Origin of the sequence: Spongiibacter thalassae (assembly GCF_012272835.1) — a bacterium.
Lineage (GTDB): Bacteria > Pseudomonadota > Gammaproteobacteria > Pseudomonadales > Spongiibacteraceae > Spongiibacter > Spongiibacter thalassae.
In genome coordinates this window covers 245682-267291 of sequence record NZ_JAAWWK010000002.1, presented here as the reverse complement: position 1 = coordinate 267291, position 21610 = coordinate 245682, and the positions used below count along the sequence as shown (strand labels likewise).

24 protein-coding genes are annotated in these 21610 nt (G+C 58.3%); 6 read left to right on the top strand and 18 right to left on the bottom strand.

The window, feature by feature from the left end; genetic code table 11:
- The first annotated feature begins 171 nt into the window (after positions 1–171).
- From HCU74_RS05440 to HCU74_RS05425, 4 genes are read left to right on the top strand one after another with little or no spacing between them, the layout of a single operon-like run.
- Positions 172–1503 (top strand): TRZ/ATZ family hydrolase, encoded by a 1332-nt coding sequence (locus HCU74_RS05440; protein WP_168449409.1) that lies wholly within the window; start codon positions 172–174, stop codon positions 1501–1503.
- The gene (gene ubiG / locus HCU74_RS05435) at positions 1503–2228 is read left to right on the top strand and encodes a bifunctional 2-polyprenyl-6-hydroxyphenol methylase/3-demethylubiquinol 3-O-methyltransferase UbiG (protein ID WP_168449408.1); all 726 of its coding nucleotides are present in this window, start codon (positions 1503–1505) and stop codon (positions 2226–2228) included. The genes HCU74_RS05440 and ubiG overlap by 1 nt, the downstream gene beginning before the upstream one ends.
- Complete coding sequence (locus HCU74_RS05430; RefSeq protein WP_168449407.1) at positions 2222–2908, top strand: HAD-IA family hydrolase; 687 nt, start codon at positions 2222–2224, stop codon at positions 2906–2908. Before ubiG ends, HCU74_RS05430 begins: the two co-directional genes overlap by 7 nt.
- Entirely contained in the window at positions 2899–3660 is a 762-nt protein-coding gene (locus HCU74_RS05425; RefSeq protein WP_168449406.1) for a YciK family oxidoreductase, read from the top strand. Before HCU74_RS05430 ends, HCU74_RS05425 begins: the two co-directional genes overlap by 10 nt.
- An 8-nt stretch (positions 3661–3668) precedes the next feature.
- Here the strand turns inward: HCU74_RS05425 and HCU74_RS05420 are convergent, their stop codons facing one another.
- The 3 genes from HCU74_RS05420 to HCU74_RS05410 all read right to left on the bottom strand — a co-directional run bounded on the left by HCU74_RS05420 (position 3669) and on the right by HCU74_RS05410 (position 6506).
- Complete coding sequence (locus tag HCU74_RS05420) at positions 3669–4514, bottom strand: HDOD domain-containing protein (RefSeq protein WP_168449405.1); 846 nt, start codon at positions 4512–4514, stop codon at positions 3669–3671.
- Between the two features lie 65 nt (positions 4515–4579).
- The gene (locus HCU74_RS05415) at positions 4580–5749 is read right to left on the bottom strand and encodes a pyridoxal-phosphate-dependent aminotransferase family protein (protein ID WP_168449404.1); all 1170 of its coding nucleotides are present in this window, start codon (positions 5747–5749) and stop codon (positions 4580–4582) included.
- A 79-nt stretch (positions 5750–5828) separates the two neighbouring features.
- Positions 5829–6506: a 3'-5' exonuclease gene (locus tag HCU74_RS05410; RefSeq protein WP_168449403.1), complete on the bottom strand. Its 678-nt coding sequence runs from the start codon at positions 6504–6506 to the stop codon at positions 5829–5831.
- Between the two features lie 126 nt (positions 6507–6632).
- On the opposite strand from HCU74_RS05410, the gene HCU74_RS05405 reads away from it, so the two are divergent.
- On the top strand, positions 6633–7694 hold the full coding sequence (locus HCU74_RS05405) for a DUF3080 family protein (RefSeq protein ID WP_168449402.1): 1062 nt from the start codon (positions 6633–6635) through the stop codon (positions 7692–7694).
- A 37-nt stretch (positions 7695–7731) separates the two neighbouring features.
- Here HCU74_RS05405 and gspN read toward each other — a convergent pair whose 3' ends face one another.
- The 15 genes from gspN to HCU74_RS05330 form a co-directional block, all read right to left on the bottom strand.
- The gene (gene gspN, locus HCU74_RS05400; protein ID WP_168449401.1) at positions 7732–8454 is read right to left on the bottom strand and encodes a type II secretion system protein N; all 723 of its coding nucleotides are present in this window, start codon (positions 8452–8454) and stop codon (positions 7732–7734) included.
- Positions 8451–8930, bottom strand: a complete 480-nt coding sequence (gene gspM, locus HCU74_RS05395; RefSeq protein WP_168449400.1) for a type II secretion system protein GspM — start codon at positions 8928–8930, stop codon at positions 8451–8453. Before gspM ends, gspN begins: the two co-directional genes overlap by 4 nt.
- Positions 8930–10105 (bottom strand): type II secretion system protein GspL, encoded by a 1176-nt coding sequence (gene gspL / locus HCU74_RS05390; RefSeq protein WP_168449399.1) that lies wholly within the window; start codon positions 10103–10105, stop codon positions 8930–8932. Before gspL ends, gspM begins: the two co-directional genes overlap by 1 nt.
- Entirely contained in the window at positions 10102–11100 is a 999-nt protein-coding gene (gene gspK, locus HCU74_RS05385; protein WP_168449398.1) for a type II secretion system minor pseudopilin GspK, read from the bottom strand. The genes gspL and gspK overlap by 4 nt, the downstream gene beginning before the upstream one ends.
- Positions 11097–11717, bottom strand: coding sequence for a type II secretion system minor pseudopilin GspJ (gene gspJ / locus HCU74_RS05380; protein ID WP_168449397.1), 621 nt, complete (start codon positions 11715–11717; stop codon positions 11097–11099). Before gspJ ends, gspK begins: the two co-directional genes overlap by 4 nt.
- A 7-nt stretch (positions 11718–11724) precedes the next feature.
- On the bottom strand, positions 11725–12081 hold the full coding sequence (gene gspI, locus HCU74_RS05375; RefSeq protein ID WP_168449396.1) for a type II secretion system minor pseudopilin GspI: 357 nt from the start codon (positions 12079–12081) through the stop codon (positions 11725–11727).
- Positions 12078–12581: a type II secretion system minor pseudopilin GspH gene (gene gspH / locus HCU74_RS05370; RefSeq protein ID WP_168449395.1), complete on the bottom strand. Its 504-nt coding sequence runs from the start codon at positions 12579–12581 to the stop codon at positions 12078–12080. Before gspH ends, gspI begins: the two co-directional genes overlap by 4 nt.
- Positions 12556–12999: a type II secretion system major pseudopilin GspG gene (gene gspG / locus HCU74_RS05365; protein WP_168449394.1), complete on the bottom strand. Its 444-nt coding sequence runs from the start codon at positions 12997–12999 to the stop codon at positions 12556–12558. The genes gspH and gspG overlap by 26 nt, the downstream gene beginning before the upstream one ends.
- Positions 13000–13008: 9 nt before the next feature.
- Positions 13009–14223, bottom strand: coding sequence for a type II secretion system inner membrane protein GspF (gene gspF / locus HCU74_RS05360; protein ID WP_168449393.1), 1215 nt, complete (start codon positions 14221–14223; stop codon positions 13009–13011).
- Positions 14210–15694, bottom strand: coding sequence for a type II secretion system ATPase GspE (gspE, locus tag HCU74_RS05355; protein WP_168449392.1), 1485 nt, complete (start codon positions 15692–15694; stop codon positions 14210–14212). Before gspE ends, gspF begins: the two co-directional genes overlap by 14 nt.
- 1 nt (position 15695) lies before the next feature.
- Positions 15696–17915, bottom strand: coding sequence for a type II secretion system secretin GspD (gene gspD / locus HCU74_RS05350; protein ID WP_168449391.1), 2220 nt, complete (start codon positions 17913–17915; stop codon positions 15696–15698).
- Positions 17912–18802, bottom strand: a complete 891-nt coding sequence (locus tag HCU74_RS05345; protein WP_168449390.1) for a type II secretion system protein N — start codon at positions 18800–18802, stop codon at positions 17912–17914. The genes gspD and HCU74_RS05345 overlap by 4 nt, the downstream gene beginning before the upstream one ends.
- A 229-nt stretch (positions 18803–19031) precedes the next feature.
- Positions 19032–19199, bottom strand: coding sequence for a DUF3012 domain-containing protein (locus tag HCU74_RS05340; RefSeq protein ID WP_246864472.1), 168 nt, complete (start codon positions 19197–19199; stop codon positions 19032–19034).
- A gap of 173 nt (positions 19200–19372) precedes the next feature.
- A complete protein-coding gene (locus HCU74_RS05335) occupies positions 19373–19546 on the bottom strand; it encodes a rubredoxin (RefSeq protein ID WP_168449388.1) in 174 nt (57 codons plus the stop codon).
- Positions 19547–19671: 125 nt separating this feature from the next.
- The gene (locus HCU74_RS05330) at positions 19672–20466 is read right to left on the bottom strand and encodes a hypothetical protein (protein WP_168449387.1); all 795 of its coding nucleotides are present in this window, start codon (positions 20464–20466) and stop codon (positions 19672–19674) included.
- 125 nt (positions 20467–20591) lie between these two features.
- Here HCU74_RS05330 and HCU74_RS05325 point away from each other — a divergent pair, with 125 nt between their 5' ends.
- Positions 20592–21605 carry a tRNA dihydrouridine synthase gene (locus HCU74_RS05325; RefSeq protein ID WP_428480333.1) on the top strand — a complete coding sequence of 338 codons (1014 nt, stop codon included), beginning with the start codon at positions 20592–20594 and terminating at the stop codon, positions 21603–21605.
- The last annotated feature ends 5 nt before the right edge of the window (positions 21606–21610 follow it).

Below are 21610 nucleotides of genomic sequence, written 5' to 3'. Positions count from 1 at the left end.
AAGCCGGAAACAAAACGTCGATATTAGCATATTACACATCGCCATAGACAGCTCAAAGACGCCGAAAATCAAGGCACTACCCCGCACAGAGACGGAATTGCGCCCCCGGTAAATCCCAAGGGACAACAAGAACAGGTATACTTCGCAATTTTCAACAGGAAGCTGCCAATCATGGGCCCTGCCAACCCGACGAAATGTGACCTTTTGATCTTCGCCCGCTGGATTTTGCCAGTCAGCGATGGCTTTCCGGTGCTGGAAAATCACGCGCTGGCGGTCAGCGATGGTGTTATCAGCGGCATCATGCCCGCCGAGGAAGCGCGGCACATCACCGCCGACGAAAGCCTGTGGCTCGACGAGCAGGTACTGATGCCCGGGCTTATCAATGCCCACGGTCACGGCGCCATGAGCCTGTTTCGCGGCCTCGCCGACGACTACCCCCTGCACGAGTGGCTGAACGAGCATATCTGGCCGGCGGAAGGTCAGTGGGTGAACGAAGAATTTGTGCGTGACGGCAGCGCTCTGGCCATCGCCGAAATGCTGCGCGGAGGCACCACCTGCTTCAGCGATATGTATTTTTTTCCCGAGATCTGCGCCGATGTTGTGCGCCGCGCCGGCATCCGCGCCCAACTCGCCTTCCCCATTTTCGATTTCCCCTGCGCCTGGGGCAGCGGTCCCGACGACTATTTCCGCAAGGGCTTGGCACTGCGCGACACCTACAAGCACAACGACCTGATCAGCATTGGTTTTGGCCCCCACGCCCCCTATACCGTGGGCGATACCGCACTCAGTAAAACCGCGGTATTTGCCGAAGAACTCGACTGCACCATTCAGATCCACCTGCATGAGACCGCTCAGGAAATCGCCGATGCCGTCAAACAGACCGGCCTGCGCCCCATTGAACGCCTCGCCAAGCTCGGCCTGCTCGGCCCCCGTACTCAATGCGTCCACCTGGCCAATATGAGCGACAATGACATTGCGGTACTCGCCGAGCACGGCAGCCACGCTGTGCATTGCCCCGAGTCCAACCTGAAGCTGGCCAGCGGCTTTTCACCGGTAGAAAAAATGCGCCAGGCTGGAATAAACGTTGCGCTGGGCACCGATGGCGCCGCCAGCAACAACGACCTGGATATGTTCGGCGAATTGCGCACCGCGGCTCTGCTGGGCAAGGCGGTTAGCGGCGACGCCACCGCCATTCCCGATTACTACGCACTGGAAATGGCGACGATCAACGGCGCCCGCGCCCTGGGTATCGACCACCTCACCGGCAGCCTGGAGGTCGGCAAGCAGGCTGACCTGATCAGCATCGACCTGTCTGACCTGGCGCAACAGCCCGTTTACCGACCAACGTCCCAGCTCGTGTACAGCAATATCAGCCACCGGGTGTGTCACAGCTGGATCAAGGGGCGGCGAATGCTGGATAATGGCCAACTGACTACCCTGGACAGCCAGGAAATCGCCGACAAAGCCCGACACTGGCGCTCTAAAATCAGCGGAGAAAAGTAATGCAATCCACTCGTAACCACGCCAATGTCGATCCGGCAGAAATCGCCAAATTCGAAGAACTCGCCCACCGCTGGTGGGATCGCAACAGCGAATTCAAACCCCTGCACGACATCAACCCCCTGCGGGTGAACTACATCGACGAGCGCTCGCCGGTCGCAGAATGCAGGGTCGTAGACGTGGGCTGCGGCGGCGGCATTCTGTCAGAGGCCATGGCCATGCGCGGTGCCCGGGTCACCGGCATCGACATGGGTGAAGCCCCCCTGAACGTCGCCCGCCTGCACCAACTGGAGTCCGGCGCCAAGGTCGATTATTTTCAGACGACAGCAGAAGAACTGGCCGAGGATAAGGCCGGGTATTACGACATTGTCACCTGTCTGGAAATGCTCGAGCACGTGCCGAACCCGGCGTCGGTCATTCGCGCCTGTGCCAAACTGTGCAAGCCAGGTGGCGACATTTACTTTTCTACCATCAACCGCAACCCCAAGGCCTTTGCCCTGAGTATTGTCGGTGCAGAATACATTCTCGGTTTGCTGCCCAAGGGCACCCACGAATACAGCAAGTTTATTCGCCCCTCGGAACTGGCCGACTGGATTCGCGAATCCAATTTGCAACTCCAGCACATTACCGGACTGACCTATAACCCTCTGTTCAAGACCTACCGACTGAACGAGCGCGATGTCGACGTCAACTACATGGTTCATGTGAAGAAGCCCGTCGAATGCTGAAGGCCGTATTGTTTGACCTCGACGGCACTCTGCTCGACACTGCCACCGACTTCACTCGAGTACTGAACGGCCTGCTCAACGAGCACCAGCGCCCCTTGCAGCACTACGAAGCCGTGCGGCGTCGCGTGTCCGACGGTGCTCGCGCAGTGGTCAACCTCGGCTTTGGCATCGACCCGGATCACCCCGATTTCGCCGCGCTGCTGGCCGCGTTTCTCGACCGCTATGAAACCCAGATCGCGGTAGAAACCACGTTATTCCCCGGTATGGATGCACAGCTGCGCAAGCTGGAAGCCCAGGGACTGAAGTGGGGCATTGTCACCAACAAGCCCTCGCGTTTCACCGAACCACTGCTGCGCGCACTGGACCTCGACGGGCGTTGCGGCAGCGCGATTTGCCCCGATCACGTCACCCATCGCAAACCCGACCCCGAGCCCATTTACCTTGCCTGCAAGGAACTTGGCGTGAACCCGAAGGAAGCGGTTTACGTCGGCGACCACCGCCGTGACATCGACGCCGGACGCAACGCGGGCATGGCCACCATTGCCTGTGCCTTTGGTTATATTTCCGAGGGTGAGTCAGTTGAAGACTGGCTGCCCGACTATATTATTCACCATGCTGACGAGCTGGAAACCGTTCTGGCTCAGCATCGAAAAAAACTTGAGGAAGCACCGTGCCCCTGACTCTGCCCGCTGAATTTGACGCCACCGCCAACTGCCTGCAAGACAAGATCATCCTCGTGACCGGGGCCGGCGATGGCATCGGTCGTGCCGCGGCGCTCAGCTTTGCCAGCCACGGCGCAACTGTCGTACTCCTTGGCCGAACGATCGAAAAACTGGAGGCGGTCTACGATGAAATCGAGGCGGCGGGTCATCCCCAGGCGGCGATCTACCCCCTGCACCTGCGCGGTGCCAGTCAGCACGACTACGAGGAGCTGGCGGCAACTATCGAGCGGGAGTTTGGTCGCCTCGACGGCCTGCTGCACAATGCCAGCGTACTGGGCCAGCGCCGCAGCCTGGCACAAACCACCCAGGACAGCTGGGAAGAGGTGCTCCACGTCAACCTGACCGCGCAATTTATGCTGACCCAGGCACTATTGCCGATGCTGGCCACCGCCGAGCACGGCTCGCTGCTGTTCACCTCGTCTAGCGTTGGCCGTCAGGGCCGAGCGTTCTGGGGAGCTTATTCGGTCTCTAAATTCGGCACCGAAGCGATGATGCAGATTTTGGCTGATGAAGAATTTGAACTGAACGGTACACGGGTAAACAGCATCAACCCTGGCGCGACAAATACCACCATGCGACGCACCGCCTACCCGGGCGAGAACCCGGCCAACAATCCGGACCCAGAGGCGATTATGCCGCTATATCTGTACTTGATGAGCGATGCCAGCCGCACAGTAAACGGCCAGCAGTTCGACGCGCAACCCAAATAATCGCGGGATCAGCCGCGCAACACGCTCTGCATCTGTTCGATCTGCTGCAAATAGGCCTCGTCGTCATCACCGGGTGTAGTGGCCATACCCAGTCGTTTAAACGCGCTCACCGTCTGCCAATCCACCGCCCCGAGCGGGTGCTCGGTTCCGTGGTAGGCCTGCAGGTTGGCCACGGTGACCAGGTCCGCATAATCCGCCTCTGCAACCTCACGCCCGAATTGCAAGTGAGCCTCGGGCACCGCCACAAGCTCCGGCGGAAACCCCCAGGATGCCAGCACCTTGGTTCCCACCATCGGACTGAGGCAAATCAATATTTTATCCAGCAGCGCGGGATTATCACGCAAAAAGCCGCGATTCGCCGCATAGGACAGTATCGGCAGCGTGCCGATCTGGTGTGAAATTCCCGCCAGTGTGGCCTGATCTGGCTTGAGATGCTTATGCTGTGCCGCGAGGGTGTGGCAAATTGCAGCCACATCGGCGCAGTGTACCCAGATGGACCGCATCCGCTTGTTCAGGGATTCTGTTGTCGATAAAAATATCTGCTGCATCGCCAGGCTGGTCACCAGCGACGCGGTATAACTCATCCCTATTCGACCAATGGCCGACTTCACATCGACGGTGGGCTCTCGCCCCCTCACCGTTGCGCTGTTGGCAACTCGAATCAAACGCGCCGCAATCGACGTATCATTTTCAATAATGGCCGCCAACACAGAAATATCCACATCGGGGTCTGACGCAGCCGCGCGTATTTCCAGCGCGACCTCCGGCAAGGTTGGCAGGGACAATGTGTCTTCTTCTATGGCGGTAAACAGGTCATCCCTGACCCGCTCCAATATCAGGCTAGTCTCACTCACATTTCTATCCAGACAAAAAGATTAATCGAGCTTAGCAGAATTTGCGCCGCCGCCCATCAGCGTTCTCACTTAATCGCCGCGGCAAGTGCATCCTCTGCGCTACAAACATAACCCTGCTGAGTCATCGCCTCGGCCAGGGCAGTCAGTAACAGAGTGATATTTTCGCTTCGAGCGCTATAGCCCATCAGGCCGATCCGCCAGACTTTTCCGGCAAAGTCGCCGAGGCCGGCACCAATTTCAAGATTGTGCTCGGCAAGCAGGTATTGGCGCACTTTGGCGTCATCAACCCCGTCGGGAATGTAGACACTGTTCAACTGCGGCAGGCGACTGCCGGCGTCGACCACAAAGTGTACACCCAGTGCCTCCAGCCCCGCTGCCAGCGAGGCATGCATCGCCGCATGACGTTGCCAGGCGTTTTCGAGTCCTTCTTCCTGCAGCATCACCAGAGATTCGTGCAGGCCGTACAAGGCATTCACCGGTGCGGTGTGGTGGTAGGCACGCTTGCCGCCTTCACCCCAGTAGCCCAGGATCAGATTCATATCCAGGAACCAGCTCTGCACCGGGTGCTTGCGCGCCTTGATTGCTGCAACCGCTGCATCGCTGAAGCTGACCGGGGACAGACCCGGCGTACAGGACAGGCATTTTTGGCTTCCCGAATAAATAGCATCAATGCCCCAGTCATCGACACGCAGCTCGACACCGCCGAGGGAGGTCACCGCATCAACAATCGTCAAACACTCATATTTCTTCGCCAGTGCACACAGCGCCTGCGCATCGCTGAGGGCGCCGGTGGAGGTCTCGGCGTGGACAAAGGCCAGAATCTTCGCATCGCGGTGTTGTTCGAGCACCGTTTCAACCTGAGCGAGGTCAACCGGCTGGCCCCAGGCACAATCGACGGTGACCGCGGTAGCCCCGATACGAGTGACGTTCTCGCACATGCGCTTGCCAAATACGCCGTTAACACACACGACAACCTTGTCGCCCGGCTCAACCAGATTCACAAAGCAGGCTTCCATACCCGCTGAACCCGGCGCGGAAATTGGCAGGGTCAACTCGTTTTCGGTATTGAAGGCGTATTTCAGCAGCTGCTTGAGTTCGTCCATCATGCCCACAAACAAAGGGTCCAAGTGACCCAGTGTAGGCCTCGCCAACGCCGCCAATATACGCGGATGAACATCGGAGGGGCCGGGACCCATCAGGGTACGAACGGGAGGCATGAAGGAAGAAATCGTCATTAGGTATCGTCCTGTAGTGATTTGCGGTGGCGCGTCGCGCCATTCAGGGGCGACATTGTAAGGCAACACGGCTGCCGCTTCACGACTTAGATCTGCTCGGTGACAACTCTGGCCCCGCAACCCTGCGTTTGCTCCCCCCACCACCACGGCTCATCTGTATACTGATCTCACTGAACACCCGGTCTTCTCCGAGATCGGCGACGGCGTATTCGACAAAGACCATCATCGCGCGCACATCGGCCATTGCCCGGTGGCTTTGTTCACGGTGGTAGCCGATCATCATGCACAGCGCATCGAGACCGTGCCGGGGCCAGTCGGGATACAGCGCTCTGGCGAGTTTCAAGGTACACAGGCGCTTGGGCCGATAGTGCAAACCGCAGCGCGTAAAGGCGGCACGTAAGAACCCGGCGTCGAAACGGGCATTGTGGGCGACCAGTACTGCGCCCTCCAACCGTCGCAGCAGATCCTCTGCAAGGCGCTCAAAATCCGGCGCACCGGCCAATAAGGCCGCATCAATGCCGGTAAGCTGCTGTATAAAGCGTGGCACTTCGCAGTGGGGCTGCACCAGCGACTCCCAGGCGAGTTCGTTGCCGCCGCGCACGGTCACCACCGCGATTTCGGTGATCCGATCATCCGCGGCGCGTGCCCCGGTGGTTTCAAGGTCAACGTAAGCCAGATTCAATTCACTTAACATGGCGCTCCCGGAAAGACGGCCCAACTGGCGCGAACACACCGCACTGTGTATGGTTGAGGTCATCACTTTGACCCCAATTTGCCCCACGCCCCTGCGAGGCAGCCAGATACCGTGAACAACTTCCGCTAAAATGCCGTGAGACTCAAGCGCTTTTTATCATCGGCCCACCGGTGCCTCAAGGTACCCCTATTGGCGTGTCTGTGCGCCCTGAGCGCCTGCGCCGACCGCTCTGACACCGCCGAACAGTGGGACAACTACACCGCGGCATTATCCCGTGTGCTGGACCGCTCAGCCTCCGCAAAGGATAACAAAGAGTTTCCACACCTCCCCCCTCAGCGAGACCTTACCGCCGGTGTCGAGATACCCACCAGCCAGATCAATCTGCTGGAGTTTTTACGCCTCCGCGAGTGCCGCCTCGCCCAGGTTCTGGCCGAGCGCAACAGCATACTGGGGAAGCACGCCGACGCGAGTGCACGATTGCTGTTCAACTTGCACTTTCTGTCCAATGTAGAGAGCTGTATCGCGCAACTCCACCCGGAAACCGACCGAGCCCTGATTACCGCACTGCGCGCCGCTCAGGCGCAGAAACAGCGCTTTTTGCCCCATGCTCTGTACCTGGCCTTGCTCGCGGGGCCCGAGTTTCGCAGTCTGTGGCAACGCCCACGGGGGGAAATTGACTACCCCACCCGGCACGACGATGTGGCGGTAACGGCGCTGAATCGCTGGGGGTCACTTCAAGAGCAGTGGCTGGCCCACGCCGACACACCATCACCACCTGCCCACTGGCAGGTCGATGACGAGGAAATATATGCATTGCTGGCTACGATCCAGCTGGGGATGGGCGGCGCTCTGCTGGCGTTCACCGCGAACAGCATGGCTGGCCTTGACGCGAGCATCGATCTGCTACAACAGCGCCTCGAAGGCAGGCCGCTATGCCTGACGGGGCGCCCAACCGCCGCCGCGAGGCAGTTTCAAGGCTTGCTGCAACAGCGGTTTGTCGGAGAGATACAGCGCGACGCCAGCCTGGCCAACCGCCACCAATATGCGCTGACAACCGTCACCGAGAAGATAGAACAACAGATTTTCGACGCGATGACGACGCGAGGGCAGGTGCCCCCCAGGGCCTATTTGCAGTGGCGGGCCACACGCCGCAGCGCGCTGGCCCAACACCTCAACCTCCAGCGAAAGCATGTCGCGGCCGCCAGTGCACTATTGGAGCAATGTGGACTCGGGCCGTTTAACAGGAATTGAATCTCCGCTGATCCGATCATGGATAGCAGACCCCGGATCAGAGTCGCAACTGAAAGTCCTTGCCGTTTTGGGGCCGGCCGACAAATTGACTCAAACTGCGAAACAGCGGGCTCCCTGGCGGCGGACTGATTTGAATATTGCCGCTGGCGCGCCCGGTTACCGCCAGTTGCACCACACCGCGTACCTGGGCCGGATTATCACCATCGACGGTAACCACCAGCTGTTGTTTATTACAACCCAGATCGATACCCACCGGAGCGATACTGTCGATACCATCAATATCGCCACTGATACTCTCAAGTACCGCATCCCCGGTAACGGTTTCACAACCATCCCGCTCAAGCACTGCGCGACTGATAGCGCCACTAAAACGGCCGTCAAAGCCCATCGTCGGCAGGCCGACAGCATCGAGCAAAGGCGCGAAGCTGCCACTGGCCTGCAGATCGAAGATACGCAACTTCGAGGTGCCCACAAATCCGATATCGGCTTTGGCTTGCAGGGGCTGTTCAACACTCAGGGACAACGCTCGCCCAGCGAGCAGGCCCAGGGGGCGTAGCTGCCAGTCTATACCGGACACCGCAACGCCATTGTAGGCCGCCTGCTCCAGCCGACCCCGCCAGAGGCTACCGGATACCGTACCCAGCTCCAGGCCGGCAACGCGACCATCAACTGCCGTAGTCAGTAACCACGCGGGCGCTTTAACCAGCAGACAAACGATAAAAAACAGCAACAATGCCGCAATCGCGACAAACTTCTTCACACTTCGCCTCCCAGCGATAAACGCAACGAGACATTACCAGGCACGTCCAGCAGATTCATCGACAGCGACTGCAGGGCAATACCGGAGGCGAGTAATGCATCAATAAACTGTACCGCGTTGTTGTAGTCGCAACGCGCCACCCAGACACTGTAGCGGCCGCCACTTTGCGGTTCGATACGACTGATATTGATCGAGTACTGACGTGCGGCGCTGGTAATTTGCTGCTGGGGGGAACCGGTAAACGCCAGCCGCTGCCCGCTGCCCTGAGCCGCGCGTATCTGCGCCGCCGCATTCTGCATCCAGATGTAGGACTGCTGACGCTGCTCAAGCCGTTCCGCCGCCGCGCGGCGCCCATCCAGCAGGGGCTGCCAGATCAACAGATAAACCAGCAGTGGAATTCCGACCAAGATCCCGGCGGCAAGGATTTGCTGTTCACGCTCGGAGCGGCCATTAAACATCGCGCTTAAGGATTTCATCACTGTGCTTTCTCCCGAAGCTCTAACTGGCCGGAAATGCCGTTGTCGAGTTGGCCAAAAGCGCCGCGGTTCACATCGAAACCCGCACCGGCCAGCCGCGCAACCCACAGGTCGATGGCGTCATAACTCGGTGCCGCCACCGAGAGTTTCATTTCCCGCTGATCGAATTGCAATTGCAGAATTTTTATCCCCTCTGCCCCTTTACTGGCTCCGACGAGACGGTCAAGCCAGGGCATAAAGCGACTGTCATCGCCACCGCCTTGCAAGGCATTCAACTGGCTGCGCATCTGGCTACGCGCATTGACCACCCTGGCTCCCGGAAACGTCTCCCGGTAAATATCCGCCATGGCATTGTCGTAGGCCTCAGCCTGGTTGCGATCGCGAATAATGCCGATGCCAAGATCCAACCAGTGAATTAACAACACCGCCAACATCAATATCAACGGCCACTTCAGCCGACGGCTCTCGCCGCTGCGCTCCGCCTTGATAACATAGTCACCGCTAAGCAGATTCACCGACCATGGCGCAAACGACTCTGCCAGAATGTTCAGGCGATGCTGAAAATACCGGGGAGCATTGGCGGCGAATTCGGGTAGTGCCGCGTCCTGGGCACAATACCAATGCACGGCTTCGCTATTTACCGCGGCCAACTGCCACCATACCGAGAAACCCGCCTGCCCCATGGCCACCGCTGCGCCGGGCAGGTGGGCCGCAGCCCGCTCGCCGTCAAGTACCGCAACGTTTTCCGGCAATACGGCGTAGTCCGGCAACAGCCCAGCGACCTTAAGACCACTTCCCCGTAATTCGTTGTACCAGCGATCCATGTGGCTGCGATCAACAATCAGCACATCATTATCAGCGCCGGCACTGAGCACGCCGTGGGCGATATGTACACTGTCCAGGTCGCTGCACAGGCGCTCTTCCATTTGGTAGGGCAATGCCGCCTGACCGACGCGCCCGCCCTTGGGCAGACTCACCTGATGCCAACTGACCAATTCTCCAGGCACCAGCGCATAGCACGACAGCGCCCCCCACTGCTCAGCTAATTCAGACAAATGGTCGGCACTTTCCAGTTCACCCTGTTCCACTGCGCACTGGCGGACGGTATTCCACAGCAGCCAGGACACACTTCCACCGGGCTCGGCACTCAGCTCGACAAATAATCGATCGCTCAAAAAATTTCTCCATATTCCCGCCCGTAAGCGACAATTTTGCCATTTTGCAGCACAAATCGGCTATAGATGCGCAGCTGGCGCTGCTCGTAAAACACATCGGCCAGGCCGAGAAAATAGCGTGAATTCACCCCAAGCAAGGGTAACAGCTTAGCCGGAATCGCTTGTTCCCCGGGCAGAGACAGTGCGGTAACAAAGTCCGCCACCTCCCCCCAGCCTCGCTCCGGACGGGTTTCAATAATCGCCCGCACCGTTTCCACATCCAGCACATTGCCGATTGCGGCCGCGAGCAGCGGCGCATCCTCCACCGTCAGGGTGTTGATATTGATCGCGGTATTCACCTCGGGCAAGGCACACAGCAAGGGCAGCAAACGCTCCCGCTCCTCCGCCTCAAATTCGGCAAACAGCGACATTTCGCTGAGGGACTCAATGGGCCGGTTGGGCGGCACGTAGGGATAGTCAGCACTGTTGTAACTCAGGTCCTCTGCGCCGTACACCCCCTCCGGAGTAAAGTCCTCGTCGATCCAGTCGCGCAATCTGCCGACAATAAACGCCACCCGCTGTACATCCAGCTCAAGATTTTCGAACAGATGCTCCAGCAACAGCTCCGAGCCGGTCTTTTCCGGCAGCTCCCCATCGGGATTGTCCGCCAAATACAAATTGTTCACATTGAAACAGGCTTGCTGATCCTCGATCAGCCCGGCAATCGAGCCGCCATCCACCGGAAACACAATATCTTTACGGGCCCAGTTCTGATGCAGGGCAATCACCGACTCACCGGCAACGTCCTCGAGGGCCATTGCAGCAATACGCTCACCGCCGAGTGCGTACCAAAAGGCCTGGTCCATCATCCGTTGGTTGAACAGGCGCTGGCTATTAAAGCGCACCCCTTCCACCAGATTCACCGACAGCACCAGCATGATCGATACCATCAGCAGCACGGTCAGCAATGCCGCACCGCGCTGACGGCCAGGGGGCCTCGCCTGCCCCACCCTCACTGGGCCAACTCCGGCAACAGAACATTCATCTTAATATCGGGCCACGGCCCGACATCCATGACCACCCGCAATCCCGCTGGCTGTACCGCGTTCAACTGGGTACTGGGCGGCCAGAAATTGGTCCAGCGGGCGCCGTCGTAAAACTCCACCACAAAGCGATCGACATCCTCCAGCAGGATTTGCTTCTGCCAGTCGGTGTTACCGGTGGGATCGGCCACCGCCGCGCTATAGCGAATCAGTTCGCCATCCTCGCGAAGATAGCGCACCCGCTCCAACCGGCTACCCAGATTTTGCCCGGGAAGAATGCGACGGCCACCGTGAACAAATTGCATTTCGCTGTTTTCGCCAACCTGCTCGGCAACAATACGCGCCGCCATAGGGTCGCCATACTCATCGCGGCCCACCCTCGGGGTCAACTGCTCCAGGTCCCGGCGCATGATATGCAGGGCCAGTGCAACCCGCTCAAGTTTATATTGCCGTTCGCCAACGATTTGCTGGTTGCTGAGGGCGCCATTGAGCATGATGCTGGCCAACGCCCCGAGCAGGGCCATAATGCCAATGGCAATCAGCAGTTCGACAAGGGTGAATCCGTGTTGATCGCGCGCAGATGCAGACATATCCCCTCTACTTTTGCAGAAACGCGCTGCGGCTGGCGAGGGTGTCGCCGTCACCGGCGAGCTGGATACTGATATCCACCCGCTGCATTGATGGATGAGGTGTATCCGAGACGACCCGGGTCCAGGTAAAGTCGAAGCCCGCCAGGGTTTCCGCACCGGCATTGTGATTGCCGTAGCCCTCGCGCAAGATATCGATCAGCAGGTTATTCGCCAGCAAGTCGGCAAACTGGCGTTTTTCCAGTTCTCCGGTGCTGACTGTGGCTTCGCTCAGGCTTTTACTCAAGGCAACCGCGGCGGTGGCAAATATCATCAGTGCCACCATGATCTCCAGTAAGGTGAAGCCCCGCTGTCCTCCACCCCTCATTGCGACACCCGCAGGCTATCGGAAAATTCAACAGACTCGCCATCATTGGTGTACAGCCGCCACACAAAGGGTGTCACCTGACCATCGCCAAGAAACAGAATTTGCGGGGTCATCAAGCGTTTGCCGTCGGTGTCGTCCACCGTTTTCAGCGGCTCACCGGACAGGGAAATATCAGAACGCACATTGCTATCGGTTTCGATGGAGCGGGCCAGCACACCCACGGTAATCGGCGACCAGCCCTCCGCCGTCAACAGGTGAAAGCTGCCGCTGCTGCCGGTCCACAGCAGGCCGATACTGCGCCCGCTGAATACCGCCTCGGAACGGGCATTGCGCAGAGCAACCACCAGCTTCGCGCGAGTTTCATTCAACAGGGCATCGCCGCCTTTATCCGGCAGAGTGAGCACAGCAACGCCACTCAGCAGGCCGATGATGAAGATCACCACCATCAGCTCAAGCAGCGAAAAGCCGGCGTGTTTACTCCTGCCAGTTGACGATATCACTGGCCAGTCCCTCTCCACCTTCTTCGCCATCGGCACCGGTAGAGTACAGGTCATAGGGGCCGTGCTCGCCGGGCTGAATGTAAAGATAGGGATTGCCCCAGGGGTCATCCGGCAAGCGTTTTATATAACCGTTGCTGCGGTAGTTTTTCGGCTGGGGGCTGGTTTCGGGGCGTCGCACCAGCGCCGGTAATCCCTGGTCGGTGGTCGGGTAAACATGGTTGTCCAGCTTGTACATATCCAGAGCCTGCTCAAGCACCGAAATATCCGCCCGGGCTTTTTCCACCATCGCACGGTCCTGGTTCTGCAAGACATTGGGAGCAACCACTGCCACCAACAGCCCGAGGATGACGATCACCACCATAATTTCCAACAGGGTAAAACCCTGCTGATTGCCACTGTTCAGCTTGCGCGATACCACGTAGACCTCCTAGAACTGGGTAAGATTATTCAATTGTAATATGGGCAGCATGATTGCCAGAATGATAGACAGCACCACCAGCCCGAGAGCCACAATCAACAGTGGCTCAAACAGACTGACAAACATTTGCACCCGCGCCTGAAGCTCCCGTTCCAGGTTGGTCGCGGCGCGCTGCACCATGTCCTCCAGCTCACCGCTGGACTCACCACTGGAAATCATATACACCGCCATCGGCGGCAATTCGGCTTCATCTTGCAGGCAGCGACTGAAGCTCTTGCCCTCGCGCACTTGCTCACGCACGCGGTCCATACTCTGTTTCAGATGCTCGTTGCTCAAGGTACCGCAGGATACCTTAAGGGTTTCCAGAAACGGCACCCCCGAGGACAACAAAATAGCCAGTGTGCGCAGCATTCTGGCGGCATCCAGCTCCAACATCAGCAGCCCCCAAAGGGGAATTTTCAACACTGCCCGGTGGGCCTGCAAGCGACGCTGGGGATCGGTCATCCACCACTTCGCCCCGGCGATGAAACCGACGATCAGCGCCACCACCCAGTACCAGTAGCTGCCGATCCCGTCACTGACGGTAATTAATATACGGGTGAGCAAGGGCAGGGCCTGATCGTAGTGATCAAACTGGGCAGTCACCTTGGGTACAACGTAGGTCATCAAGGCCACAATAACGCCAATGGCCACCACACAGAGCACGATGGGATAGAGGGCCGCCTGAACAATCACGCCACGCAGCTTTTGGCTGTCTTCGGTGTACTCGGCAAGCTGGTTCAGCACCTGGGCCAGGTCGCCGGACTTCTCACCGGAACTCACCAACGCCCGAAATACCGAGTTAAAAATATGCGGGTGGTCATTCAGACCATCGGCCAACGAGTGCCCCTCGAGCACCCGTGAGCGCAGCTCGAGAATCACCCGCTTCAAATAGGCTTTGCGGGTATGCTTGGCGGTGGCCGCCAGAGACTCCTCAACCGGAATACCCGCCTGAATCAAGGTAGCAAGGTGACGCACAAACAGGGCGAGGTCGGCGATACCCACGCTTTGGGTAGTCAAGCTCAGCCCCGCGCCTTTCCCCTTGTCGCGGCTCTGCTTGACCTCCACCGGAAACAATTGCTGGTCGCGCAGCATCTGCCGGGCAATCCGCGCCGAATCCGCCTCGATGATGCCGCGTTTGTTCGCCCCCGCGCCATCCAGAGCCTTGTACTCAAACGCCGGCATCGACACCCTCACGCACGCTGCGCAGCAGTTCATCAACGCTGGTCTGGCCCTCAAGCACCAAACGCCGCCCCTCGGACATCAGGGTATCCATACGGTCGCCACAGTAGCGCAGAATTTCCTGCTCACCGGCGCGGTTGTGGATTTTTTCCCCCAGCTCCCGATCGATAACCAGTAACTCGTAAACCCCTTGCCGGCCGCGATAGCCGGTGTGCTGACAGGCCTCGCAACCCGCGGCGTTAAACGCGCCATGACCTTCGATAGACGGATCGCCAAGCAGTCGTGCCTCGGCCTTGTCCAGCTTGATGGGTTCGCGGCAGTCGTGACAGAGCTTGCGCACCAGTCGCTGGGCGAGTACCCCTTTCAAACTGGAGGCAATCAGATAGGGTTCGACGCCGATATCCACCAGACGGGTAATCGCCCCCACCGCGGTATTGGTATGCAGGGTAGACAACACCATATGGCCTGTTAAAGAGGCCTGGACGGCAATTTCCGCCGTTTCCTGATCGCGGATTTCACCGAGCATCACCACATCCGGATCCTGACGCAGAATGGCGCGCAGCCCCCGTGCGAAGGTCATGCCCACCTTGGTGTGCACCTGGGTCTGGCCGATTCCTTCAATATCGTATTCCACCGGATCTTCTACGGTGAGGATATTGCGTTTGCGGTCGTTCAGGGCCATCAGCCCGGCGTAAAGGGTGGTGGTTTTACCGGAACCCGTGGGGCCAGTGACCAGAATGATACCGTTGGGCTGGTGCAGTAAATCGGTAAGACGGGTCAGCGTGGCCGCGGGCATACCAAGATGCTTGAGATCAATACGCGCCGCCTGCTTGTCGAGCAGACGCATAACCACCCGTTCACCGTAGTTCGACGGAATGGTCGATACTCGAACATCCACCGAGCGGCCGGCGATGCGCAGGGACACCCGGCCATCCTGGGGTACTCGTTTTTCGGCTATATCCAACCGCGACATCACCTTTATCCGCGACACCAGCAGCGGTGCCAAACGGCGATTGGGGGTCAGCACTTCCTGAAGAATGCCATCAACCCGCAGCCGTACTGACATGGTTTTTTCATAGGTTTCGATATGAATATCCGAGGCATCCCGCTTCAGTGCTTCACCGAACAGGGCGTTGATCAAGCGAATAACCGGGGCGTCGTCCTGGGCGTCGAGCAGGTCCTGGGACTCGGGGATTTCCTCCGCGAGACGGTCGAGATCGACCTCATCGGTAATATCTCCCATCGCCGACATCGCGTCGCCCTGCTGGCGCTGGAAGGTTTGGTTGATACGCTCCTGCAACTCCGCTTCATCACAGAGCTGTATATCAAAGGGCCGCGCCAGTACCCGCTGAACCTCTGCCACCGCTGCCGGTGGTGTTGCGGCACAACACAGCAATGTGAGCTGGTGCTGCTCCCCTTCTTCAACCAGCAAGCGATTGTTCCGGGCGAAGGCATAAGTCAATGGACGGGACATCTCAGCCAAAGACCCTGCAGCTGTCTGAGGCGGCGTTAAAGCCGCTGCAATCCTGTTGGTACCAGCTCAGGTTGGGCTTGAGCGTTTCCTCACCTGCGCTATCAGCATTGTCACCGGGACCCGTCGCGGCCGTGTCGGCTCCTTGATCGAGGTTATTCATTGATTGCGGCCCGGCTGGCGGGGGCGAGGCCTGCTCCGCTTCCCGCTCCAGCTTTTCTACCTCTTTTTCGCGCGCTTTTTCCGCCGGGGCCATCGGTGGTGGTACCCGTTTTTTCGGCAATAGATTCGGTGGCGACGGATCCATTCCCGTCCACTCTGGCAATACCGCCAGTTCAGTGAAGGGGAAGAGGTTGATTCCCGCCTCGGCCTTGGCCAGCTGCTCGGCGCGAATGTAGTTGTATTTGCGGCCACTCAGTTCAGACAGCGTCGCCTGGTCGCGAACAATGGTCGGGCGAATAAACACCATCAGATTGCGCTTGGTGGTACTGGAATTATCCGCGCGGAACAGCCGTCCAAGGATGGGAATATCACCCAACAATGGCACCTTGGCACTCTGTTCATTAACCTGGTCGTCAATCAATCCGCCGAGCACAATGGTCGCGCCGTCGTTCACCAATACTGCGGTTTTGATGGTGCGCTTGTTGGTAATAATATCCGCCGCACTGGTCGCGGGGCTCAGGGAAGACACCTCTTGCTCAATGCCCAACTGCACCGCGTCACCGTCGTTAATCTGCGGCGTTACGATCAGCTTGATACCCACTTCCTGCCGTTCAATGGTCTGAAACGGATTGTTGTTAGTGGAGCTTGCGGTCGAGCCGGTAATGACCGGAATTTCCTGACCGACCAGAATCGACGCTTCTTCGTTGTCCAGGGTCAGCAAACTCGGTGTCGACAAGATATTGGATTCGCTGTCGTTGGCAATGGCCGACAGCAGTGTGGCAAAACTGAAGCCATCGGTGATTTTACCCACGCCAATGGCGGCGCCCCGCAACCCTGACGCTGCGGCGATAGCCGTGTCACCACCGGCCAGCAGGCTGATTATACCGGGGGTGCCGGAGGTGCCGGAGGCGCCGCCGCCAAAGTTGATTGCCCCGGCTGGTGTACTACCGTCATCGGCGCCACGGAACAGCCACTGCACGCCCAGTTCCTTGGCCTTGTTGTCGGTTACTTCAATAATAATGGCCTCAACCAGCACCTGGGCGCGGCGGATGTCGAGATCCCGAATCACCTTTTCCAGATCGTTGATAATGTGGGGACTGCCCGACATCACAATGGAATTGGTCTGTTCGTGGGCTTCAATATTGATAAGGGAAGACCCGGCACCTGCGGCTTTTCCGGCATTCTGGTCTTCCTTCAGAATGGTTTCGCTGATGCTTTTCAGTACCGGTGCCAGATCCTTGGCCTTGGCGTATTTCAGATACTGCACGCGAATATTCGACTGACTGCTGACCTCGCTGTCGAGGTCGGCGACCAGTTGACGCAGATAGCTGCGCGCTTCGTCGTCGCCGAACAATATCAGTGTATTGGTACGGGGGTCTGCGGCGACAACCGGCTTCGACGCACCGCGCTTACGGGTCTGCTGAGACAGGACTTTGTTCAGCACCCGCTCAACCTCCTCGGCGGAGGAGTTGCGCAGCACCACGGTTTCCATTAGCTGAGAGTCTACTGAATTGACCGAGTCGATAATCGCCATTAAACGGCGAACGTTGGACTCCCGGTCGGTAATCAGTACGATGTTGGCATCGGCATAGCTGGTTATCACGCCGACCTTGTTATCGACCAGTGGCCGCAGGGATTTCACCAGTTCGTCGGCATCGGCATTTTCGACCTGGGCGATCCGCGTGATAATCGATTCGCTGCGCCCCAGCGAGGAGCGACTGCCCTGCACTTCAATACCTTCAATTTTGGCCGCCTGATTGGGAATAACCTTTAACAGCCCATCACCGACCTCGACCGCGGAGTAACCCTCAACCCCCAGTTGCAGCAGAAATATCTGATACAGCTCGTCGGCGTCGAGCTTGCGGTGGCTCTGCACACTCACCTTGCCCTTCACCCGACTGTCAACCACGATGGTCTTGCCGGTCAGCTTGGCGACAGTGTCGATAAATTCGCCAATGTCTACATTTTGCATATCCAGCGCAAAACGCTCGGCCAGGGCGATTGTCGATGCCCCCATACACAGTGTCAGGAGCAGAACGAACCTTGGGAGTATTGTCTTCATATATCCAGTCTTTTACTCAGAATCGTGCCATTGCGTTGCACCAGCAACTCGAAGGAATTGGTGTCTTCCAGCATTTTCATCAGTTCAGTTGGCGCCATTTCCGCCAATGATTGACCGTTTACCGACAGAATGACATCGCCGGCGGTCAATTCCATGACCTCAAACAGGCGGGGATCGCGCCCGGGTCTGATGGCGTAGCCAATCACCGTACTGCCCTCAGTCACCGGGCTAACCGCGAAAAATCGCGCCAATCGGAGTGGGCTGTTCTGTACGGCTTCCCGAGGGTCACCGATCAGCTCGGTAATTTCCGGCCGATCCAGGCGAATTACGTCGTCGTCACCCCGTTCAACATTCGAGGCAGTGCCGGTGGCGGTCAGCCCTGCGCTGACACGGCGCTCATCCAGCTCAATTTTTTCCTGCTTGCGATTGTTTTCAATAATGATGTGATCGTCCAGCACCGCCAACAGCTTCACCGCGCCGGGGACCTCGATCTTTTCGCCAATGCCATAGGCCTTGGTGGTACTGCCATGACGGAGCACGGCCACCCCGCTGTCGCCGGTGCCAGCGATCAGCCCAAGCACCTTGATTTTAAGTGTGCTGCGGCGCACATCCTGCTGGATGGCCACATCCGGCCCCACCACCTTGGGTGGCACGCCGAACAGTGGCACCGCCAGCAGTGACTGCACATTGTAGGACGGCCCGCTTGCGGTAGGCGTCGCCGCGCCCGCCGGATTTGAAACCGACGCCAGCTGCGGTCCACGCCACAGCGCAGCGACGTTCCAGAACAAACCGGAAAGCAGATAAAGCGCGAGAAGCAGCAGAAGTGCAGAGACCACTTTAACAGAGCGCGGACTCAGGGCGTGTTTGAGAAGTGCTGATCTATCCACCTGGTTGTAAAACCCCTATCAGCCCCTTTGAGCGCCGCATAGTAGAGAAAATATATGACATTTTTCTTACCAAAAAACTTCCGTGTGACAATTTAACGTCTTGCTGTAACGCTTTGGTTAAACATTCTGGCCAAGCCTGATTTATTGCCCTGCGAAAGTCGCGGACAGCGTGGCGCTTAAAGCTCGCTGCACGGCCTGCCCACGGCAAGCAGTGCATGGCGTTCAGATGTTATTTAAACACGCAGCTTTTGGTGTAGTCAGACAGTTCGTTCGCCGTCCAGTCGCCTTTGGGCTTTTCACTCATTGCTTTACACCACGCTTCGCTGCCCACTTCCGGCGCGCAGGCAGCCGTAACCAGAATAGCCGTCAGCAGTAATAAGCCTTTGATTTTGTTCATAAGGTCCTCAGCTATACCCATAGACTCTGATCGAAAGAGGCCTAGTGTAACAGAGGCACAGTGAATTTGGTGCGGTGTCAATACGCAAAGTTGGCGCAAGCCCGGCGTTGGCGACCAATAGCGCTTGCGGCCTCAGCCGCGCGGCTGAGGGGACGAAGGCGGGAAGAAGGGATTCAGGCCTCAATCATATCGAAATCAAACTTACTGATACCGCAGTCCGGGCATTCCCAGTCTTCGGGCACATCCTCCCAGCGTGTCCCCGCCGCAATACCCTCATCGGGCAAGCCCTCGGCCTCATCATAAATAAAGCCGCAAATTACACACTCCCAACGCTTGTAGTCACTCATTTGTCGCTGTACCTCCGTATTCTGGTCCTTTCGCCACCGCTGGTGTCGCCCGAAATGTCACTGTGCCCTCTGACCAGGCCCCTGTCTCTCACCCAAGTGGGGGAGCAACGCCGCCGGAAGCTGCCTTATAGGGACATCAGCACAACCCGATAGCGGCCGTCTTTTTCCAGCGTAACAGCGAGCTGACGGGTTTCGCCAAGCCGGGTGTAAAGATCGCTGAGCGCTTCGGCTTCGGACAGCGCCACCCCGTTCACCGCGTGAATTCGGTCGCCGTGGTGCAGGGGCAAGGTATCGAAAACCCGCGGATCGTCTCCGGGAAAGATAAAATAACGCCGCTCGCCACTGCTCTGTTTGTTCATTTTTATCTCAACCTGGCCGCGCAATGACAGCGGCGCGTCGAACAAGCGCTGATGATATTCCCGCACCAGCCGGGTCACCGCCGGATCACCGCGTAGATCCTGAACCCCCACTACCGGTACACCCTCACCCCGACCCAGGCTGAGCTCCTTGACTACAGCGCTGTCCAGGACGCCGCCTTCACCATAGGGCGACAGCAGGCCAAAGGCCCCGCAGATATCCAGCAATACTGCCGCCGAATACATTTTATACAGCGACACACAGGGAGGAATCAGGGTGTCGCCCTCGACGGCCACCACCCGCCGACCGTCGACCTCAAGTACTGCCTCGTGCCGACCGTCCTGCTCGCGAATGCCGTAAAAGGTAATAGCCCTGCCCCGAACCGGGTCGGCGCCAAACCACTGCGCATCATCGGTGGCGAAGATTTCAGCTTCTTCTTTTTTCACCTCCGTCGACGGCCCGAGGCAAACAAACGCCGCAACGATCAAGCCGACCAGTACAGCCGCTATAACCCCCCATTTAACCACTGCCCGCTTAACGACAGGGGCGCTATTATTTGACATCTACACTGACCTGTTACCGAAACCCACGATGAATACTGCCTATTGAACCAATGACACGGTACAATCCCGCCATATTGGCGCCGAATTCTATCACTATTGCCCTGCAACCGAATGCTCGGCAACCAATGCCGCGCAAATCAGCCCGTCGCCAAAGCGCTTATTTCACCGAATTGCCCACTATGAAGATTCACCTCGCCCCGATGGAAGGGGTTGTCAATGCCCGCATGCGCAAGCTGCTTACCTCTCTTGGGGGGATAGACCGCTGCGTGACCGAATTCGTTCGCGTCACCAGCCAGCTACTGCCGGAGAAATCGTTTTATCGCCTTTGCCCGGAGCTGCACAACGGCGGCATGACCGATACCGGCGTGCCAGTGTATGTGCAGTTGCTCGGTAGCGAACCCCAAGTGATGGCCGACAATGCCGCCCGCGCCTGTGAACTGGGCGCTCCCGGCATCGACATCAACTTTGGCTGCCCGGCAAAGTGCGTCAATCGCCACCGCGGCGGCTCGGTGTTACTGGACGAAGCTGACTTGATTTACGATATTGTCAGCGCCATACGCGCCGCCTGCCCCGGCGAGATTCCCGTGACGGCAAAAATTCGTCTGGGCTACCGCGACAGATTGAACTTCCTCAATGTGGTCAGTGCGGTAGACGCCGCCCGCGCCAGTGAGCTCACCGTGCATGCCCGCACCCGCGACGACGGCTACACCCCGCCGGCATTCTGGGATCAAATCGCGCCAGCAAGAGCACAGTTTGCCATTCCGATTATCGCCAATGGCGAGGTCTGGAGCCCGGAGGATTATTGGCGGTGTCGGGAGGACAGTCACTGCGAGGATGTAATGATCGGCCGCGGCCTGCTGACACGGCCCGACCTGGCATTGCATATCAAACACCTGCAACGCCAGCAGGCTTATACCGCCAAGCCCTGGGCAGAAATTTTCCCTCTGCTACTCAGCTTGTTTGAAGACAGTCTCATCAGCTGCGCGCCGCGCCATGTCGGCGGCCCCAGCAAGCAGTGGTTAGGCTATCTTCGCACTTACTACCCCGAGGCACAGCAGCTGTTTGAACGGGTCAAACGACTAAAACAGCCCGAAGACTTGCAAGCGGCCTTCAATCAGCACCTGCCACTGGCGGCCTAGCTTCG

Bases quoted from the DNA above. Each gene is read 5' to 3' on its own strand.
- HCU74_RS05335 (WP_168449388.1), bottom strand. From the start codon at position 19,546: ATGAGTGACTACAAGCGTTGGGAGTGTGTAATTTGCGGCTTTATTTAT.
- gspE (WP_168449392.1), bottom strand. From the start codon at position 15,694: ATGTCCCGTCCATTGACTTATGCCTTCGCCCGGAACAATCGCTTGCTG.
- HCU74_RS05415 (WP_168449404.1), bottom strand. From the start codon at position 5,749: ATGACGATTTCTTCCTTCATGCCTCCCGTTCGTACCCTGATGGGTCCC.
- gspI (WP_168449396.1), bottom strand. From the start codon at position 12,081: ATGAGGGGTGGAGGACAGCGGGGCTTCACCTTACTGGAGATCATGGTG.
- HCU74_RS05430 (WP_168449407.1), top strand. From the start codon at position 2,222: ATGCTGAAGGCCGTATTGTTTGACCTCGACGGCACTCTGCTCGACACT.
- gspF (WP_168449393.1), bottom strand. From the start codon at position 14,223: ATGCCGGCGTTTGAGTACAAGGCTCTGGATGGCGCGGGGGCGAACAAA.
- HCU74_RS05325 (WP_428480333.1), top strand. From the start codon at position 20,592: ATGCCGCGCAAATCAGCCCGTCGCCAAAGCGCTTATTTCACCGAATTG.
- HCU74_RS05410 (WP_168449403.1), bottom strand. From the start codon at position 6,506: ATGACCTCAACCATACACAGTGCGGTGTGTTCGCGCCAGTTGGGCCGT.
- gspM (WP_168449400.1), bottom strand. From the start codon at position 8,930: ATGAAATCCTTAAGCGCGATGTTTAATGGCCGCTCCGAGCGTGAACAG.
- HCU74_RS05440 (WP_168449409.1), top strand. From the start codon at position 172: ATGGGCCCTGCCAACCCGACGAAATGTGACCTTTTGATCTTCGCCCGC.
- HCU74_RS05330 (WP_168449387.1), bottom strand. From the start codon at position 20,466: ATGTCAAATAATAGCGCCCCTGTCGTTAAGCGGGCAGTGGTTAAATGG.
- gspJ (WP_168449397.1), bottom strand. From the start codon at position 11,717: ATGTCTGCATCTGCGCGCGATCAACACGGATTCACCCTTGTCGAACTG.
- HCU74_RS05340 (WP_246864472.1), bottom strand. From the start codon at position 19,199: ATGAACAAAATCAAAGGCTTATTACTGCTGACGGCTATTCTGGTTACG.
- ubiG (WP_168449408.1), top strand. From the start codon at position 1,503: ATGCAATCCACTCGTAACCACGCCAATGTCGATCCGGCAGAAATCGCC.
- gspD (WP_168449391.1), bottom strand. From the start codon at position 17,915: ATGAAGACAATACTCCCAAGGTTCGTTCTGCTCCTGACACTGTGTATG.